Annotated in this window: 16 protein-coding genes and 1 riboswitch; of the genes, 10 read left to right on the top strand and 6 right to left on the bottom strand. The window is 69.0% G+C overall.

Features of this window, described 5'->3' with window-relative positions:
• Positions 1-137: 137 nt before the first annotated feature.
• From ACSU1G_RS05120 to ACSU1G_RS05105, 4 genes are all read left to right on the top strand, one after another.
• Complete coding sequence (locus ACSU1G_RS05120) at positions 138-1,331, top strand: MFS transporter (RefSeq protein ID WP_439278841.1); 1,194 nt, start codon at positions 138-140, stop codon at positions 1,329-1,331.
• Between the two features lie 223 nt (positions 1,332-1,554).
• A riboswitch (glycine riboswitch) is annotated at positions 1,555-1,685 on the top strand.
• A 210-nt stretch (positions 1,686-1,895) separates the two neighbouring features.
• Entirely contained in the window at positions 1,896-4,808 is a 2,913-nt protein-coding gene (gcvP, locus tag ACSU1G_RS05115; RefSeq protein WP_439279399.1) for an aminomethyl-transferring glycine dehydrogenase, read from the top strand.
• Positions 4,809-4,830: 22 nt separating this feature from the next.
• Entirely contained in the window at positions 4,831-6,057 is a 1,227-nt protein-coding gene (gcvT, locus tag ACSU1G_RS05110) for a glycine cleavage system aminomethyltransferase GcvT (RefSeq protein ID WP_439278840.1), read from the top strand.
• 93 nt (positions 6,058-6,150) lie between these two features.
• The gene (locus ACSU1G_RS05105; RefSeq protein WP_439278839.1) at positions 6,151-7,302 is read left to right on the top strand and encodes a thermonuclease family protein; all 1,152 of its coding nucleotides are present in this window, start codon (positions 6,151-6,153) and stop codon (positions 7,300-7,302) included.
• Between the two features lie 52 nt (positions 7,303-7,354).
• Here ACSU1G_RS05105 and ACSU1G_RS05100 read toward each other — a convergent pair whose 3' ends face one another.
• Positions 7,355-8,050: a response regulator gene (locus ACSU1G_RS05100; protein ID WP_439278838.1), complete on the bottom strand. Its 696-nt coding sequence runs from the start codon at positions 8,048-8,050 to the stop codon at positions 7,355-7,357.
• A gap of 155 nt (positions 8,051-8,205) precedes the next feature.
• Here ACSU1G_RS05100 and ACSU1G_RS05095 point away from each other — a divergent pair, with 155 nt between their 5' ends.
• From ACSU1G_RS05095 to ACSU1G_RS05085, 3 genes are all read left to right on the top strand, one after another.
• A complete protein-coding gene (locus ACSU1G_RS05095) occupies positions 8,206-8,418 on the top strand; it encodes a hypothetical protein (protein ID WP_439278837.1) in 213 nt (70 codons plus the stop codon).
• 331 nt (positions 8,419-8,749) lie between these two features.
• A complete protein-coding gene (locus ACSU1G_RS05090; protein ID WP_439278836.1) occupies positions 8,750-9,643 on the top strand; it encodes a sensor histidine kinase in 894 nt (297 codons plus the stop codon).
• 256 nt (positions 9,644-9,899) lie between these two features.
• Positions 9,900-11,144 carry an MFS transporter gene (locus tag ACSU1G_RS05085; protein ID WP_439278835.1) on the top strand — a complete coding sequence of 415 codons (1,245 nt, stop codon included), beginning with the start codon at positions 9,900-9,902 and terminating at the stop codon, positions 11,142-11,144.
• 108 nt (positions 11,145-11,252) lie between these two features.
• Here ACSU1G_RS05085 and ACSU1G_RS05080 read toward each other — a convergent pair whose 3' ends face one another.
• The 4 genes from ACSU1G_RS05080 to ACSU1G_RS05065 form a co-directional block, all read right to left on the bottom strand.
• Positions 11,253-11,990 (bottom strand): DsbA family oxidoreductase, encoded by a 738-nt coding sequence (locus ACSU1G_RS05080; RefSeq protein ID WP_439278834.1) that lies wholly within the window; start codon positions 11,988-11,990, stop codon positions 11,253-11,255.
• A 123-nt stretch (positions 11,991-12,113) separates the two neighbouring features.
• Positions 12,114-12,950, bottom strand: coding sequence for a bifunctional hydroxymethylpyrimidine kinase/phosphomethylpyrimidine kinase (gene thiD / locus ACSU1G_RS05075; protein ID WP_439278833.1), 837 nt, complete (start codon positions 12,948-12,950; stop codon positions 12,114-12,116).
• A gap of 1 nt (position 12,951) precedes the next feature.
• Positions 12,952-13,410 carry a hypothetical protein gene (locus ACSU1G_RS05070; protein WP_439278832.1) on the bottom strand — a complete coding sequence of 153 codons (459 nt, stop codon included), beginning with the start codon at positions 13,408-13,410 and terminating at the stop codon, positions 12,952-12,954.
• Between the two features lie 131 nt (positions 13,411-13,541).
• The gene (locus ACSU1G_RS05065; RefSeq protein ID WP_439278831.1) at positions 13,542-14,606 is read right to left on the bottom strand and encodes a 4-oxalomesaconate tautomerase; all 1,065 of its coding nucleotides are present in this window, start codon (positions 14,604-14,606) and stop codon (positions 13,542-13,544) included.
• Between the two features lie 96 nt (positions 14,607-14,702).
• Between ACSU1G_RS05065 and ACSU1G_RS05060 the strand changes: the two genes are divergently transcribed.
• Complete coding sequence (locus ACSU1G_RS05060; RefSeq protein ID WP_439278830.1) at positions 14,703-15,368, top strand: GntR family transcriptional regulator; 666 nt, start codon at positions 14,703-14,705, stop codon at positions 15,366-15,368.
• Positions 15,369-15,375: 7 nt separating this feature from the next.
• On the opposite strand, the gene ACSU1G_RS05055 is transcribed toward ACSU1G_RS05060, so the two are convergent.
• On the bottom strand, positions 15,376-16,725 hold the full coding sequence (locus tag ACSU1G_RS05055; protein ID WP_439278829.1) for an MFS transporter: 1,350 nt from the start codon (positions 16,723-16,725) through the stop codon (positions 15,376-15,378).
• A gap of 219 nt (positions 16,726-16,944) precedes the next feature.
• Between ACSU1G_RS05055 and ACSU1G_RS05050 the strand changes: the two genes are divergently transcribed.
• Both ACSU1G_RS05050 and ACSU1G_RS05045 read left to right on the top strand, forming a co-directional pair.
• On the top strand, positions 16,945-17,262 hold the full coding sequence (locus tag ACSU1G_RS05050; protein ID WP_439278828.1) for a hypothetical protein: 318 nt from the start codon (positions 16,945-16,947) through the stop codon (positions 17,260-17,262).
• A 36-nt stretch (positions 17,263-17,298) separates the two neighbouring features.
• A complete protein-coding gene (locus ACSU1G_RS05045) occupies positions 17,299-17,442 on the top strand; it encodes a hypothetical protein (protein ID WP_439278827.1) in 144 nt (47 codons plus the stop codon).
• The last annotated feature ends 100 nt before the right edge of the window (positions 17,443-17,542 follow it).

Here is a 17,542-nt window from a genome sequence, read left to right as displayed (position 1 = left end):
CCGGGTGTCCGGCAGGCGGCCGCCGGGCGCAAGGTGACGACGCCAGGTCACGACGGTGGGGGTGCCGTCACTTTGCGCCTGAGGGCTGAGGGCTAAGGGCTGAGGGCTGAGGGGCGCGGAGTGCCTAGGGTGAGGGGGTGACTACCGAGACGACGTCCTCCCGGGGCCCCACGGGACTGATGGGCCTGTTGTGGATCGCAGTGTGGGGCTTCTCCGGATTCTTCCTCAGCTACTCGACCATGGTGCCGATCGGCCTCGCCCGTGGTCTGAGTGCCGTGACCGGCGGCACCCTGTTGACGGTCATGATGCTCAGCGTGATCGTGGTGCAGCCGGCGGCGCCCGTCCTGCGGCAACGCTGGGGTCCGCGCCGGACCGTCGGGACGTCCCTGCTGCTGATGGCCGCCGGGCACGGGGCGAGCCTGGTCATCCCCCATCCCGTGGCGGCACTGCTGGTGACCGGACTGGCCGTCGGATGCGGTTTCGGGATCCTCGTGGTGGTGGCGACGGCGGCCGTCCCCCTGGTCTCGCAGCCCGGCCGGGCGGGCCGGGCCCTGGGGCAGTTCGGTGCGGCGACCTCCGGTGCCGCCGCCGTGGGCGCCCCGTTGGGCCTGTGGTTCAGCGGGGTGGTGCCGTTGGAGAACTTCCGTCTCGCGGCCGCCGTCTGCGTGCTGCTCGCGTTCGTCACCCTGCGGGGGATCCCGGACCGGGTCGCGGGCGCCACCGCCCCCAGCGCCAGCACCGCGGAAGGCGAAGCGGGGCAGGGGGGTGCGGCCCGCGCGTCGGGCACGGGTTCCGAACCGGCGGCCACGGGGTGGTGGGCCGCACTGGGACCGGTGCTGCTGCCGTTCCTGGTCAGCATGGCCGCCTACGGCCTGGTGATTGCCTTCGGACCGGGCGGAGACACCGCACACCCGGCCGTGTTCATCGCGACCATGCAGGCGGCCTCCGTGGCGGGGCGCTGGGTCTCCGGATCACTGACGGACCGGCTCGATCCCACGGCGGTCTACACGGCCGGGATCGCGATGACGGCGGCTGGCCTGGTGGCCGTGGCCCTGACGGAGCCGCCGTGGCTGTTGGCCGCCTGCCTGGTGCTGATGGGTGTGGGGATCGGCACCGTGCAATCGGCCAGCCTGGTCATGGCCTTCGCCCGGGCCGGCAGCCACGGTCAGGCCAGCGTCGGTTGGAACATGAGCTTCGACACCGGCCTGGGCCTGGCGGGGGTGTTCGGCGGGGTGGGGTTCACCTACCTCGGGTCCGGGATCACCTTCGCCGGGGTGGCCGGCCTGATCCTGCTCGCGGGGATCCCGCTCTGGCTCAGTCGAGCCCGATGAGGATCCGGGCCGCTCGGTGTCGTCTCATGACGAGGCCGGTCAACCAGAGGACCAGTCCGGGCCAGCCCCAGGACAGCGCCAGTCACCACCCCACGCCCACGTCAGCCGGCCTTCTGGTGTCCAGCGCCGGATTCTGGGACGGGCCCCCGGCACCCCGGCCGTCATCGAAACCCCTGCCCGGCGGCGGGATCTGTCCGGTTGTGCCAGACTGGGCGCACGTCAGGCACCCCGCGCGGGAGAGCGCCGTGACCCGTCGTCGGTCGGCCGGAAGGTCCGCCGCGGTACGGGATCACAGCCGCCGAAGGAGCAATTTCTCCCCGAGAATCTCTCAGGCCCCGGTACCGCGCAGGGCATGGCGACTCTGGAAAGCTCCGCGGGGCCAGCGGCCCCCGGACACCGACGGTGCAAGCACGTATCCTCCAGATACGGGCGGAATCTCTCAGGTCCATGACAGAGCGGGGAGGTACCGATCCGTGCCCACCGCGCCCTGGAGGAGACCCCATGAACGCCAGCTACGCCCCCGACGCCACCACGCCGACGCCCACGCAGACCGTCCCGCCGGCCATGAGCCAGCGCCACGAGCCGCGGGACACGGCCTCAGCACCGTTCACCAGCCGTCACATCGGCCCCCGCCCCTCGGACGCCGAGCACATGCTCTCCGTGCTGGGCTTCGACTCCCTCGCGGATCTGGTGGACGCCGCCGTCCCGGCGGACATCCGCCAGGACACCCCGCTGAACCTGCCCCCGGCCCTGACCGAGGCCGCCGTCCTGGAGGACCTGCGGGCGATCGCGAACCGCAACATCGTCAAGACCCAGATGATCGGGCAGGGCTTCTTCGACACGGTGACCCCGCCCGTGGTGCTGCGCAAGGTGCTCGAGAACCCGGCCTGGTACACCGCCTACACCCCCTACCAGCCGGAGATCTCCCAGGGCCGTCTGGAGGCCCTGCTGAACTTCCAGACCATGGTCTCCGACCTCACGGGGCTGGAGATCGCCAACGCCTCCATGCTGGACGAGGCCTCCGCCACGGCCGAGGCCGTACTGCTGATGCACCGCGCCAACAAGAAGTCCGCCAGGACGGCGTCAGGCGGCATCACCCTGCTGGACGCCGACCTCTACCCGCAGACCCGCGCGGTCATCGAGGGCAGGGCCCGGGCTCTGGACCTGGACGTGCGCACCGCCGACCTCACCTCCGGCCTGCCCGCCGAACTCTCCGCTGAGCTGGAGGAGAGGGGCCTGTGCGGCATCGTGCTGCAACAGCCCGGAGACTCCGGGCGGATCCACGACCACACGGCGGTCATCGCGCAGGCCAAGGAGCATGGCGCGATGGTGACGATCGCCGCCGACCTGCTCTCCCTGGCCCTCATCACCCCTCCGGGCGAGCAGGGCGCGGACATCGCCGTCGGCACCACCCAGCGCTTCGGCGTCCCGCTGTTCTTCGGCGGGCCCCACGCCGCCTACATGGCCGTGCCCAAAGGCCTCGAACGTCAGCTGCCCGGCCGCCTGGTGGGTGTCTCCCAAGATGCCGCCGGCCGCCCGGCCTACCGCCTGGCCCTGCAGACCCGCGAGCAGCACATCCGCCGTGAGAAGGCCACGTCCAACATCTGCACCGCCCAGGCACTGCTGGCCATCACGGCCTCCATGTTCGCCGTCTATCACGGCCCGGAGGGCGTGAGAGCGATCGCCGAGCACGCCCACCGCCAGGCCTCCCGCCTGGCCGCCGCCCTGGAGTCCTCCGGGTTCACGCTCACCCAGGACGCGTTCTTCGACACGGTCCAGGTCTCCGTGCCGTCCCTGGCCCGCACCGTGGTCACCGCCGCGGAGGCGGCCGGGGTCAACCTGCGCCTCGTGGACGTCGGGACCGTTGGCATCTCCTGTGACGAGACCACCACGGACGAGGACCTCGTGGCCGTGCTCTCGGCCTTCGGCGCCCCGAGCCAGTCCTTGGACGCCGGCGGCGCGCAGGCCGGCAGTCACCCCCAGAAGGACGACGCCGGCCGGTCGGCCTCGGCGCGTATCCCCGCCTCCCAGCGGCGCAGCAGCGCGTTCATGACCCACCCGGTGTTCAACACCTACAAGTCCGAGACCCAGATGCTGCGCTACCTCAAGCGCCTCTCCGGCTACGACCTGGCTCTGGACCGCACCATGATCCCGCTGGGTTCGTGCACCATGAAGCTCAACGCCACCGCGGAGATGGAGTCCATCTCCTGGCCCGAGTTCTGCTCCATCCACCCCTTCGCACCGGACCACCAGACCGAGGGATGGCGCTTCCTGCTGGGCGACCTCGAGGAGAAGCTGGCCGAGATCACCGGATACGCGGCGGTCTCCGTCCAACCCAACGCCGGTTCGCAGGGTGAATATGCGGGCCTGCTCGCGATCCGCCGCTATCACCTGGACCAGGGTGAGGGCGAGCGGGACGTCTGCCTGATCCCCGCCTCCGCCCACGGCACCAACGCCGCCTCGGCGGTGCTCGCCGGACTGAAGGTCGTGGTGGTGGCCACCGCATCGGACGGCACCATCGACTCGGAGGACCTCGCCGCCAAGATCGAGGCGAACGACGGCCGGGTCGCGGCCATCATGATCACCTACCCCTCCACGCACGGCGTCTATGACGCGGACGTGCGGGAGGTCTGCCGCACGGTCCACGAGGCCGGCGGCCAGGTCTACATCGACGGCGCGAACCTCAACGCCCTCGTCGGCCTCGCGCAGCCGGGCCAGTTCGGCGGGGACGTCTCCCACCTGAACCTGCACAAGACCTTCTGCATCCCCCACGGCGGCGGCGGCCCGGGGGTGGGCCCCGTGGCCGTGGCCGAGCACCTGGCGCCCTACCTGCCCAGCGCCGAGCGGCCGATCACCTCAGCTCCCTACGGCTCGGCCGGCGTCATGCCGATCTCCTGGGCGTACCTGTACCTGATGGGCGCCGAGGGGCTCACGGACGCCACCCGCCACGCGCTGCTGAGCGCCAACTACGTGGCCAAGCGGCTCGGGGACAAGTTCCCCATCCTCTACACGGGCGAGACCGGGCTCGTGGCCCACGAGTGCATCCTGGACCTGCGCGAGCTCACCGCGACGTCCGGTGTCACCGCGGAGGACGTCTGCAAAAGGTTGATCGACTACGGCTTTCACGCCCCGACGCTGGCGTTCCCGGTGGCGGGAACGCTCATGGTGGAGCCGACCGAGTCCGAGGACCTGGCCGAGATCGAGCGCTTCATCGACGCCATGGTCTCCATCCACGCCGAGATGGAGGCCACCACGCCCGACACCCTGGATGCCTCCGTGCTGCGCAACGCCCCCCACACGGCCGAGGTGCTCACTGCGGACGAGTGGGACCGTCAGTACCCGCGCTCGCAGGCGGCGTACCCGGTGGACTCGCTGCGCCGGGACAAGTACTTCGCCCCGGTGGGACGCATCGACGGCGCGTGGGGGGACCGCAACCTGTTCTGCTCCTGCCCGCCGATCGAGTCCTTCGAGAACTAAGCCCGAACTGAGGATGCAGCACATGCCTGAGAACAACAATCCGAACACCACCCCGCTGCACGGGGTCCATGTGGAGGCCGGCGCCTCCTTCACGGACTTCGGCGGCTGGCAGATGCCCCTGAAGTACGGCTCGGAGCTGGCGGAGCACCAAGCCGTGCGCACCTCCGCCGGGCTCTTCGACCTCTCCCACATGGGGGAGATCCGGGTGACGGGCGCTCAGGCCGCCGAGGCACTGGACTACGCCCTCACCGCCCGGATCTCCGCGGTGGAACCGGGGCAGGCCAAGTACTCCCTGATCTGCACCGAGGCCGGGACCGTCCTGGATGACCTGATCGTCTACCGGCTGGATGACGGCCGTGAGGCCGAATCAGGCGATGCAGGGCGTGAGTACCTGGTGGTTCCCAACGCCGGCAACGCCTCCGCGGTGGCCTCCGCGCTGACCGAGCGTGCGGCGGACTTCGCGGCCACCGTGCGCAACGAGTCCTCGCAGACCGCCCTGATCGCCCTGCAGGGCCCGGAGGCCGCACGCATCCTCTCCGCGGTGCTGCCCGAGGGGGAGGCGGCCGAACTGGAGGGGCTGGCGTACTACGCCGCGCGCCCGGCCACCGTCCAGACCGGTGCCGAGGCCGGCCACGGTGGTGACGTCACCGTCCTGCTGGCTCGCACCGGTTACACGGGGGAGGACGGCTTTGAGCTGATCATCGGCCCCGTGGCAGACCGCGGCGTGCTGTCCACGGAGGCCGAGGCCGTCTGGAACGCACTGCGCGGAGCCGCTGACTCGGTGGGCGCGGAGCTGCTGCCGTGCGGGCTGGCCTGCCGGGACTCGCTGCGGCTGGAGGCCGGGATGCCGCTCTACGGCAATGAACTGGGCCTGGGTCACCTGCCCAGTGAGTCCGGGGCCGGGATGGCCGTCCCGCTGAAGTCCAAGGAGGCGGACTTCGTGGGCCGGGACGCCCTGCTCGCCGCCCGCGAGGCCGGAACCGGTGTCACCACCGGCCAGCGGATCGTGGCACTGCAGGGCGGTGGACGCCGGGCGGCCCGTGCCGGCTACCCCGTGCTCGACGCCGAGGGGCAGCGGATCGGCGAGGTCACCTCCGGCATCCCCAGCCCGACCCTGGGCTATCCGATCGCCCTGGCCCGGGTGGACGTCGGCTTCCGGGAGATCGGCACCGAACTGACGGTTGACCTGCGCGGCAAGGCCGAGCCGTTCACCGTGGTGCGGAGCCCCTTCTACCGCCGGGCGGAATAGCAAGGGCCCCCGGGTCCGCTTGCTAGACTTTCCGGAGCCTGCGGGCCCGCCTGATCCCTCGCCGCACCGGCCTCACTCCACTGCAGGAAGACCATGACAGAACAGCAGACTGCCCGACGGTTCCCCGTCCTGGCCATCATCGCGTTCGTTGTGGTGGCCGCACTCTTGCTGACGCTGGCCGTCCTGAGCACCATCAAGGGGGTCCGCACCGCTGCCGCCGTGGGCAGCGTGGTGCGGGTCCAGGATGGCCAGACCCTCGTGGTGAACCATGACGGTACCGAGGAGACCGTGACGCTTGCCGGGGTGCTGGCGCCGTTGCCGGCAGCCGAGGGGCAGGACCCCACGGTGGAGAATTGCCTCGCCGACGAGTCCATGACGAACCTGGCGGCAATCCTCGAACCGGGGGACTCCGTGCGGCTGGAGTATCCGGACGGGTCCGACGGGCCCAACGGCACCCGGCTGGCCATGGTCCATCATGACGGCCAGATCACCAACACCCAGCAGGTCGAGGCAGGGCTGGCCGTTCCGCTGCGCGAACAGCCGGTGGAGCAGCTCGGCAGCGATCTGCGGGAGGCGCAGAAGACCGCTCGCACGGAGGAGTCCGGCCTGTACTCCCCGGCGGAGACCTGCACCCTGGCCGGGCAGATCGCCCCCGCCGTGAACGTCCTCCAGGACCTGCAGGAGGATCGGCCCACCACCTCCGAGGCGGCAGTCGCCCAGATCGAGACGGTCGAGGCCGCCGTGGAACAGGGCATCACCGCCGAGAAGGTCTTCGCCACCATCGACCCGGAGGGCGGGTCCCTCGCCTCGCTCGCCTGGGGCGAGGACCTCCCGCGGCTGCAGGAGCGGCTCAGCGGAGCGCTGTCCTCGGCTCAGTCCGAGCTCGACTCGCTGAAGTCCACCCGCAACGTCCTGCTGACCCGGGAACGCGAGGAGAAGGCCCGCCTGGAGGCGGAGGCCCGCCAGGCCGAAGCCGCCCGTCAGGCGGCCGCGCGAAAAGAGGCTGCACGTCAGGAAGCTGCACGCCAGGAGGCCGCCCGCCAGTCCGCAGCAGCAGACGCCAAGGCGGACGCGGACCAGCAGAAGGCCGAAGAAGAACAGAAGAAGAAGGAAGCCGAAGAGAAGAAGGCCGAGGAAGAGAAGAAGAAGAAGGAAGCCGAGGCATCGGCATCAGCCTCGCCGACGCCGACTCCGACTCCGACTCCGACTCCGACTCCGACTGAAACGGATGCCGCTTCCGACTGAGCCCCGACCTTCAAGTCAGCAGTCCGAGGTGCTTCCGGCCGCAGTGTCGGGGTCAGTCCAGGGCCAGGGTGACGAGCCCCAGCTGCGCGGCGCGGATGATCACCTGGACGCGGTCCCGGACCTCGAGCTTGTCCATGATCTTGGTGAGGTTCGCCTTGACGGTGGACTCGGAGAGGTGCAGCTCCTCGGCCATCTCGGGATTGGACCGGCCGCGGGCGAGCAGGCGGAGTACGTCGAGCTCGCGCGGCGTCAGGTCAGAGCCGTCCGGGTCTCCTTCGGACACGGTGGTCGTACCGATGCCGGACCCGTCACCTTCGATGGAGGAGAGCAGCTTGCGCGTCACGGCGGGGGAGAGGACGGACTCCCCGCGGTGCACACTCCAGATGGCGCCGATGATGGTCTCCGGATCGGCGTCCTTGAGGAGGTAGCCGGCAGCGCCTGCGCGCAATGCGGGCACCAGGTAGGGCTCAGAGGTGAACGTCGTGATGGCCAGAACCTTGGTATTGGGTAGTTCGGCCGTGATCCGCTCGGTGGCCTCCACCCCTCCCATGACGGGCATCTGCATGTCCATCAGCACCACGTCAGGGCGGATGGCCAGGGAGGACTCCAGGCCCTCCTCGCCGTTGGCGGCGATGCCCACGCACTCCATATCGGAGGACGACTCCACGAGCATCTTGAGTGCTCCGCTCATCAGGGGCTGGTCGTCCACGATGAGAACCTTCAGGGGGGACGTGCTGAAATCGGGCATGGGCTCAGACTAGTCGCTGGCTGGGGAACCCGCGTCTGACCAGCGCGGAGGAAAAGGCGGCGCTGCGGGAGAAGCTGGTGGACCTGAACCTTTGAATATCCTGGCAGCTTGCACTGAATGTGGAGAACGTGACGCTGGCCAGTGATAATGAGGGTATGAAATATCCCCTCAAGGCCGTTGCGGCCGCCGTGCTCGTCTCCTCCGCCCTCTTCGCTGCCCCGGCTGCCGCCGCGGACGCCTCTACCGGTTCCGTACTCCCCTCCACGTTCCAGACCCAGCCTGTATCCAAGTCCTCTGGTGGGGCCTCCACCATGGGCTTCGGGGAAGGCGCCAAGATCATCGTTTGTGGCTGGTGGGGTCTCTGCTGATAGGCCATTCGTGAGTCTTGAGATTGCGGCCGGCCCCTCGAAGGGGCTGGCCGCCTTCTGGTCTGCCCGCAGATTAGGGCGGGTGATTTTGGTGGTTGTGACGCTATTCGTCTCAGCCTCAGTCATCTCAGATTTTGCATCGGTTGCTGCAGGCAACGGGTGGACTAATGAGGCTGACTCCCTAGTCACCTTGCTAGTCGCCATCTCCTATTACCTGTTATGGACCAGGACGACCATCGCTTTTATGGCGATGATTCCAGCCATGGTCGTCAGCCATATGCTGGGCTCCTTTTCTATTCTGGTTTTCGCGTTGCCCTTTATGTTGGGCATCGTGGCTGCCACGACAACACGTCTATACAGCTACGTCGCCCTGACAATCTCAGTCTTCTGGGCCGTGTTCTTCTACTGGTCATTCCCGGGGAACCCTGGGATCGTTTGGGCCTCCTTGCTGTTCATCACCTTGGCTTGGGGTGTGGGCTATTTCGTGTCATGGCTGCTGGAGCGGAGAGAGCACGATCGGTTGCGGGTCGCTGAGGCCACCCGTAGGGCCGCTGCAGCCGCTCAGGACGAGCGCCGCTCGCTGGCCCGGGACCTGCATGACATCGTGGCGCACAACCTGACGATCATCTCGATGCAGGCCCGCGCCGCCGAGTACGCCGGCACCGACGCCTCCGCCCATGATGCGATCGCCGTGATCGGTGACTCTGCCGGAGAGGCCCTGGGGGACCTGCGCCGTATGCTGTCACTGCTCCAGGCCGAAGGCCTCGTCGCCGGCGACGAGGAGGGCGCGCAGCGGGACCTCGGGGAGGGTGCCTCAGCGCTGGACCTCGAATACGGGGCGGTGAAGTTCGGTCGCATGCTGGAAGGCCTCGGCATCGAGACCACCGTGGAGACCTCCGGGTTGGACCAGGACATCCCCCAGAGCGTGGAGACTGCCCTGTACCGCGTCCTCCAGGAGGCCATCACCAACGTGGCCAAGCACTCGGCCGAGGGTGGCCAGTGCCACCTGGTGGTCAGCGCCCGTGAGGGAAATCTTGAACTCGCCGTGGACAACACGCTTCCTCCGCGCGGCACCGCCAGCCGGGCCGGCTGGAACTCCTCCGCCAGCGGACTGATCGGGATGCAGGATCGCGTGGATGCCTTCGGTGGGACCATGTCCTCCGCCCGCGACGGCCGCTGGTGGCGGGTCCGCGCGAGCGTCCCGCTCCGCGGGGCAACGGTCTGAAAGAGCCCGGGTGTGATGTACGTCACATTCAGGTGCGAACACTGGCCAATGGTCCAATGGCGGCAAGTGCCTCGCGCTGGTTAACCTAGAAGGGCCCCATGAGACGGTGCACACGGATCGGAACGGTGGAACTAGCCCGGGGGGATACGGGCCCACCAATCCAATATCCGCTGAGAGGCGGTGGCCTAGCCACCGCCTCTCAGGTGTTTAAGACGCAGGTCACCTTGCGGTCTGAACGAGTATTAGGGTGTCAAGAATGAACGCCCCGTCTGGCGCGGTCGCTGGACACCCAGCACACGCGCGCACCGCTTGGATCCCCATCGTCATCGCCGGCGTCGCCGCGGCCATGCACATCTGGAAACTTCCCGAGGCCTTGTCCTTCGTCCAGGAGGACCTGGGCATGACCCTGATCGAATCGGGTGTCCTGCTGGGCATCGTCCAGGTCGGCTCGATGCTCCTCGGCCTGGGTGTCTCCCTCTTCTCCGAGGTGATGGGCCTACGCCGCACCCTGCTGATCGGGCTCACGCTGTTGTCCGCGGCGTCCCTGACCGGGGCTTTCGCCGAGACCACGGGCTTCCTGATGGCCACCCGGGCCGTGGAGGGCGTGGGCTTCCTCATGGCCACGGTGGTGTGCCCGCCGCTCATCCGCCTCATCACGCCCCGGGCCCGGACGAACATCGCCATGGGCTGGTGGGGTTCCTTTCAGGGGCTGGCGACCTTTGTGGCGGTCCTGCTCTCCACCCTGCTGCTCACCAGTGTCAGCTGGCAGGTGTGGTGGATCCTGATGGCCGTGGTCACCGCCGCGACCATCCCGTTGATCCTGACCTTCGTGCCGCCGCCACCCTCCGACCGCGACTCCAACGTCCAGCTGGCGGTGCGGCGGGTGGGGGCCACGGTCAGGACCCTGACGCCGTGGATCGCCGGTCTGGTCTTCGCCTGTTACTCCCTGCAGTGGGGTTCCGTGATCGGCTTCCTGCCCACCATCTTCGACGAGGCCGGTGTCGGCGGGCTCTGGCCCGGGATCGTCACTGCCGTGGTGGGCGGTGTGAACGGGGTGGGGAACATCATCACCGGCCGGTTGCATCAACGCGGTGTGCCCATGCGACGGCTCATCTTGATCGGCCTGGCCACCATGGGCGTCACCTCAGTCATCACGTTCGCACCGGACTGGTCCGGCATCCCGGGTGGACTAGCCGTTCAGATCCTGGCGGTCGCGCTGTTCTCCGCCGTCGGTGCGCTGGTCCCCGCCACCCTGAACCGGATCGCCGTGGACATCGCCCCGCCGAACGGATCGGGCGCGGCGGCCATGGGGCTCATGGTGCAGATCTACAACGGCGCCAACTTCGTGGGGCCCATCATCATCGCCGCCATCGCCACCGCCACGGGTGGCTGGCACTTCTCCTGGACCATGACCTTCGGTGCCAGCCTGCTCGGCATCCTGCTGGCCTGGCGGTTCCTGTCAGCCCGCCGCCTGGGCATCGACTTCCAGCACCGCGGCTAGTCACCGCAGGCCGCCGCGCGACCCAACGAGGTCACACGAATGACCCCGATCCCTCGTCCGCGAAGGGGCAATTCGTGTGACCCAGTTGTCCAGCCAGGGTGGGTGGCGTCAGTCGCAGCCGTTGGGGCCGCAGGCTTGGCCGTTGAGGCCGTCGGGATACCCGTCCGCACCAGCCGCGCCGGTGGGCTGCACCATCTGCAGGGGCTGGGACTCGGCCCAGGACTGTTCCAGGGCCTGGGTGAAGACCTCCACGGGCTGAGCCCCGGAGATGCCGTACTTGCGCTCCAGCACGAAGAACGGGACGCCGGAGACACCCAGCGCCCGGGCGGTGGCCAGGTCCTGCTTCACGGCGGTCTCCCACCGATCATCGTCCAGGGCCTCGCGGACCTGCTCGGCGGTCAGCCCGGCGGCGGTGCCGAGTTCCACGAGCACGTCCTCGCTGCCGATGTCCTTCCCGTCCTCGAAGTGGGCCTGGAACAGCTGTTCCTCAAGGCGTTCGGCTGTCTTCAGCGAGACCGCCTTGGCGCGCTGGATCACCCGGTGGGCCTTCCATGAGTTGGCCACCACCAGGGCCTCGAAGTCATAGTGCAGCCCCTCGCCGGTGGCCTGTTCGGTCACATGACCCAGCATCTGGGTCACCTGCTCGCGGGGCATGCCCTTGGTCTGGACGAGGTAGTCGATCTCGTTGCGGTGGTCATGCTCGGGCAGGCTCGGGTCCAGTTGGAAGCTCTTCCACTCGACCTCCACCTGGTCCCGATGCTCGAAGGAGGCCAGGGCCGTCTCGAAGCGGCGCTTGCCGATGTAGCACCACGGGCAGGCCACGTCAGAGAAAATCTCGATCTTCATATCAGCCACAACCCCGTCTCCCGGCCGGGTATTCCGGGAGGTGTGGGGCGCACCCGAGCCCGGGGCCGGCGTCGGGAATCAAAGCCACGGCGCCGGCCCCGCACCGTGCGGAGGCACCGCGCCTCAGGCGCGGCGCAGGCCGCCCTGCCACAGGGCGTCGAAGGGGGTGTTGCCGGTGACGCGCTGCTTGATGCCCTCGGTGACGAACTCCTTGGCACGGCGGGCGGCCTGAAGCGGGGTGGCGCCCTGGGCCAGCTCCGCGGTGACCGCGGCCGCCAGGGAACAGCCTGCCCCGGAGACCGCGTGCTCGCCGACCTTCGGCGCGGAGAGCACCTCGAGGACCTCACCGTCGTAGAACACGTCCTGGGCGTCCGGGCCGTCAAGCCGGATGCCGCCCTTGGCCAGGACGGCGGCGCCGGAGACCTCATGGATGCGCTTCGCGGCCTCCTTCAGGTCCTCCAGGTTGCGGATCTGCAGGCCGGAGAGTTGCTCGGACTCGAAGTGGTTGGGGGTGGTGAAGGTGGCCAGCGGTAGTAGGTCCGCCTTCAGTGCCCGGTCCGTGTCCAGGGCGTGGCCGGGCTCCTGACCCTTGCAGATGAGCACCGGGTCCAGGACCACGTGGTCCCAGTCCTGACTCTTCAGGGCGGTGGCCACCGTGGAGATGGTCTCCGGAGAGCCCATCATGCCCAGCTTGGTGGTCTTCAGGGCGCCGGCATAGTCGGCCTGGATGGCCTCGAGCTGGTTCGCGATGACCTCCTGCTGGATCGGCACGAAGCGGTGGTTCCAATGGTCCTTCGGGTCGAAGGAGACGATGCAGGTCAGGGCCACCATGCCGAAGGCGCCGAGCTCCTGGAAGGTCTTCAGATCGGCCTGGGCGCCGGCGCCGCCGGTCGCCTCGGATCCGGCGATGGTCAGGGCGAGGGCGGGGGTGTTGGGAGCGGTGGAAGACATGCCCACCATGTTAAACCCCGGGGCGCACCACGGTGACCAGCGGCCGGGCGAGGGTACGGCCCAGGGCCATCAGGATGGCTGCCGGGAAGCCGACCACGGGGATGAGCATGGGCACCAGTCCGCCGGCCCCGGAGAACAGCACGGCCAGGCCGTAGAGCATCCCGACGAGGGCGTAGCCCAGGATGTGGATCCACTGGTTCATCTGGTGCCGGAAGAGCCAGTTCACCAGCAGGCACAGGGGCAGGCCGATCACCATGCCGGCCACACCGACCACCGTCAACAGGGGGGCGAGCGAGCCGTAGGACTGCAGCGCGGGGATGAGGTTGAGGACCAGCACGAGCCCCGCCATGATCAGGTTCGGGACCAGCCAGGCCACCAGGAACCCGTATAGGGACATCTTCAGCCGGGGGCGGGGTCCGGAAGCCGGCCGCGTGCGGCGGCTGGGCTTGACCGGGATGGGCGTGGTCATGGGTGGGCTCCAGAAGTGGCGGTGGCTCGAGGGCCGTGCCAGTCTACCGGTGGTGGCTCGCCCGCCGGGTCTTCGGCCGCCGCAGGGACCGGCTGATGAGCAGCGAGGACCGCTACTTCTCCGCCTAGACGCTATGAGGTGAAGGCCGTGCCGTCCATCAGCTTGCGGGCGGTGCGGACGCTTCCGGTGAGGAGCACGGTGCCGTCCTCGACCTCGAGGACCAGGTCGGTGTGCCCCGTGGGGTGCTCCACCCGGACCTCGCGGGAGGCGTGATCGCCGTCGAGGTCCGCCACGACCGTGCCCGGGACCTGCCAGGCCACTGCGGCCGACGCCGCTGCGAAGACCCCGATCGCCTCATGCACGCGCTTCGGGATGAAACAGCGGGTGTTGAACATGCCGCCGTGCCGGGCCGGGGAGACCAGGCACACCTTGGGGACGGTGGCATCCGTGACATCCCCGAGCCCCATGGCGGCACCGGCCTCGAGGCGGAGGGACTCCACCGCGGCACACAGCTGGGCATCGGCCTCCAGCGCGGCCGGGTCCTCGGTTCCGTCCACCCCCAGGTCAACGGCGCGGACCACGACGACGGGCATCCCGTTGTCCACACAGGTCACCTCGACGCCGGCGAGGGTATCGCTGCGATTCCCCGTGGGGAAGAGGGCGCCGCAGCTGGAGCCGGCCGTGCCGCGGTAGTCCAGCACCACCGGCGCCGCGGTTCCGGGGACGCCGGCGATCTCCGTGTCACCGGCGTACGAGACGCGGCCGGCCGGCGTCGTGACGATGGCCCGGGCCACCGAACCGGTGTTGACCATGTGGATGACCACCTCGGTGGTGCCGTCCCGGGCGGGGACGAGTCCGCGTTCGATGGCGAACGGGCCCACCCCGACCAGGATATTGCCGCAGTTCTGCTGGTCGGAGACCACGGCTCGGTCCACGGACACCTGGAGGAAGAGGTAGTCGACCCCGCCGTCGGGGCGGACTGAGACCACCGCGACCTTGCTGGTGAGCGGGTGGGCGCCGCCGAGCCCGTCGATCTGCCGCGGATCAGGGGAGCCCATGAGTCGCAGCAGCAGGGCGTCCCGCGCGGCGGGATCGGCCGGCAGGTCCTCGGCGAGGAAGTACAGACCCTTCGAGGTGCCACCGCGCATCAGCATGCACCGGATCTCCGTGGTGGGTACGGCGGCTGCAGCGCACATGGGGCCTCTCTTCTCCGGGACTCCCGGCTGGGCTACTTCTGTGACAATATTGTTCACAATCACATCCATCATGGCGGACGAGCGGGGGAGATTCCAGTGCCTACAGCAACACGTGCCGGTGCCGCGGTGAAGGCGACCGCGGTGGCGGACCAGATCCGGTCCGCCATCTTCGCCGGCGAGCTGGTGCCGAACCAGCGGCTCGTGGAGGCGGACCTGGCCGAGATGTACGGGGCTAGCCGTGGACATGTGCGCACGGCCCTGTCCGAGCTGACCGTCGAGGGCGTGGTGGAGCGGATCCAGAACCGTGGCGCCCGCGTGCGATCCGTACCCCTCGAGGAGGCCCTCGAGATCGTGGAGGTCCGTGCCGCCCTCGAGGCCTTGTGCGCCGCCCGCGCGGCCCGCCGCCTCACGGACGAGGAAGCCCTGGTGCTCCGGCGGATCGGCAGTGACATGGAGGCCGCCGTGGAGGCCGGTGACCAGGCCGCCTATGCCCAGGGCAACACGGAGCTGCACTCCACGCTCATCCGGCTGTCCGGGCAGAAGACGGCGGCCGCCACCATCGACCGGCTCCGGGCCCAGGCCGTCCGGTTCCAGTACCGGCTGTTCGCGAAGCCGGGGCGCTCGCAGGAGTCCCTGCCCGAGCACCTGGCCATCATCGAGGCCGTCTGCGCCCGAGAGCCGCAGGCCGCCGCCCGGGCCATGCGCGAACACCTGATGTCTGTGGGCCAGGCGATCGAGGAGTCGGCCGGCTCCGCCGGCTGACACCCGCTCACTCGGTCTGCAAGGGGTCCTTGCTGGTCTCTCGGGACAGGGCCACTGCCACGAGGGACACCGCCGCGGCGGCCATCAGGTACCAGCCCGGGGCCACGTCATTGCCGCTCGTGGCGATCAGCCAGGTGGCCACCAGCGGCGCCGTGCCACCGAACAGGGCGTTGGAGAGGTTGAAGCTGACGGCGAAGCCCGTGTACCGCACCTTGGTGGGGAACATCTCGGCCAGGAAGCTCGGCAGGGTCCCGTCATTGAGGGCGAGCATGCCGCCGAGCAGGATCTGCAGCAGCAGGACGACCACGAAGCTGTCCGTGCCCAGCAGGTAGAACGCCGGCACGGTGAACAGGATGAATGCCACCGAGGCACTCATCAGCAGCCGTTTGCGCCCGAAGCGATCGGACAGGGACCCGGTGACGAAGATGAAGCCGATATAGGTGAGCAGGGCGACCGTGGTAGCGAGATAGGACGAGGTGCTGTCGAGACCGAGCTCCTCGGAGAGGTAGGTCGGCATGTAGGACAGGATGACGTAGAAGCCCACGGCGTTCAGCAGTACGGCCCCGGAGGCCTGCAGGAGCCGGCCCCAGTGCTGGCGGAACAGCTCGCTGACCGGTGCCTTGACGGCTTCGTCCTTGGTGGCCATCTCCCGGAAGGCCGGGGTGTCCTCCAGCTTGGAGCGGATGTACCGGCCGATCAGGCCCATGGGCGCGGCCAGCAGGAAGGGCAGGCGCCAACCCCAGTCGATCATCTGCTGGTCGTCGAGGGTGGCCGTCAGCACGGTGGCGATGAGCGAGCCGAGCAGCAGCCCGGTGGCGGTGCTGGCCGGGACCACGGCGGCGTAGATCCCCCGCTTGCGCGGCGGGGCGTACTCCACCAGGAAGGCGGAGGCCCCGGCGTACTCGCCGGAGGCCGAGAAACCTTGGACGAGGCGCATGGCCAGCAGCGCGAGGGGGGCCCAGATGCCGATCGTGGCGTAGCCCGGGATCAGGGCGATCAGGAAGGTGGCCAGGGACATGATGAGGATGGACCAGGACAGGGCGATGCGTCGGCCGAAGCGGTCCCCGATATGGCCCCAGAAGAAGCCGCCCAGGGGGCGTACGAGGAAGGAGACCGCGAAGAGCGAAAACGTCAACATGAGCCCGGTGGCCGGGTCGGAGTCCGGGAAGAACACCGCGGAGATGGTCACCGCCAGGTATCCGTACATGGCGTAGTCGAACCACTCCACGAAGTTGCCGATGAAGCTGGCCCCGATGACGCGGCGACGCGTCGCGGCATCCACGGGGGTGTGGGTCTGTCCGCTCAGGGTGGGTCGGGTGGCGGGCGGCGCCGTGGCGCGAGTGTGGTCGGGGATCATGGGGACCTCATCTTGTGAGTTGCAGTGAGTGCAATCGAGTTGCATGAAAAGATGTCCAGATCAGTCTGGACTGTGGCACACGTCACGTCAAGGGGGCGACGAGACTCAGATGCTGACAGGGACGTGTTGATGACGACCCGCATCGAAGTGGCCCAGTAGTACGCCAAGGCCTATCTGACGGCGACGAAGAAGCAGAAAACCGCGATCCTCGACACGGTCGTGCCGATCACCGGCTGGAACCGAGACCACGCCCTCCAGAAGCTGCGCCGCCGCGCCGCCCAGCCGCCGGGGCGGGCCACTGCGACGGTCGCGGTGCTGGATCGGCGCAAGACCAAGCCCCGCAAGTACTCTTACGGCGCCATGGTGGTGCTACGGCGGATCTGGGCCGCCTCCGGCGGGTTCTGCGGGAAGTACCTGGCCGCCTCGATGTCAGAGTGGATCGAAGCGATGGAGAGCCACGGCGCACTGGTCGAGGAGGGGAAGACCGGTACTGCCGACAGGTGCGGGCCGAGTTGCTGGCGACGAGTCCGGCCATGATCGACCGGTACATGGCGCCGACCCGGGCCAAGGACCGTGCACAACGGCTCGGTGTTCACCCGCGCGATCCGCAACACCGCCAGCGTGCACGTGCTCGCTGCCCTGCAGTCCGGTGTCGAGGCGACCCCGTACCTCGTCAGCGGCCTGGACTTCGACAACGGATCCGAGTTCATCGACTAGGACGTGATCGGCTGGGCCGCTGACAGGGACATCTCCTTCACCCGGGGAGGCCCTACAAGAAGAACAACCAGGCCACCATCGAGTCCAAGAACGGGCACCT

Source organism: Microbacterium sp. A93, assembly GCF_051842835.1.
The sequence above is the reverse complement of the archived record's forward strand: the minus strand, read 5'-3'. Positions and strand labels throughout refer to the sequence as shown.

What these genes read in the sequence shown, in the direction of transcription:
- ACSU1G_RS05095 (WP_439278837.1), top strand. Translation starts at nt 8,206, where the DNA reads ATGAAATATCCCCTCAAGGCCGTTGCGGCCGCCGTGCTCGTCTCCTCC.
- ACSU1G_RS05070 (WP_439278832.1), bottom strand. Translation starts at nt 13,410, where the DNA reads ATGACCACGCCCATCCCGGTCAAGCCCAGCCGCCGCACGCGGCCGGCT.
- gcvT (WP_439278840.1), top strand. Translation starts at nt 4,831, where the DNA reads ATGCCTGAGAACAACAATCCGAACACCACCCCGCTGCACGGGGTCCAT.
- ACSU1G_RS05080 (WP_439278834.1), bottom strand. Translation starts at nt 11,990, where the DNA reads ATGAAGATCGAGATTTTCTCTGACGTGGCCTGCCCGTGGTGCTACATC.
- gcvP (WP_439279399.1), top strand. Translation starts at nt 1,896, where the DNA reads ATGAGCCAGCGCCACGAGCCGCGGGACACGGCCTCAGCACCGTTCACC.
- ACSU1G_RS05065 (WP_439278831.1), bottom strand. Translation starts at nt 14,606, where the DNA reads ATGTGCGCTGCAGCCGCCGTACCCACCACGGAGATCCGGTGCATGCTG.
- ACSU1G_RS05105 (WP_439278839.1), top strand. Translation starts at nt 6,151, where the DNA reads ATGACAGAACAGCAGACTGCCCGACGGTTCCCCGTCCTGGCCATCATC.
- thiD (WP_439278833.1), bottom strand. Translation starts at nt 12,950, where the DNA reads ATGGTGGGCATGTCTTCCACCGCTCCCAACACCCCCGCCCTCGCCCTG.
- ACSU1G_RS05055 (WP_439278829.1), bottom strand. Translation starts at nt 16,725, where the DNA reads ATGATCCCCGACCACACTCGCGCCACGGCGCCGCCCGCCACCCGACCC.
- ACSU1G_RS05085 (WP_439278835.1), top strand. Translation starts at nt 9,900, where the DNA reads ATGAACGCCCCGTCTGGCGCGGTCGCTGGACACCCAGCACACGCGCGC.
- ACSU1G_RS05100 (WP_439278838.1), bottom strand. Translation starts at nt 8,050, where the DNA reads ATGCCCGATTTCAGCACGTCCCCCCTGAAGGTTCTCATCGTGGACGAC.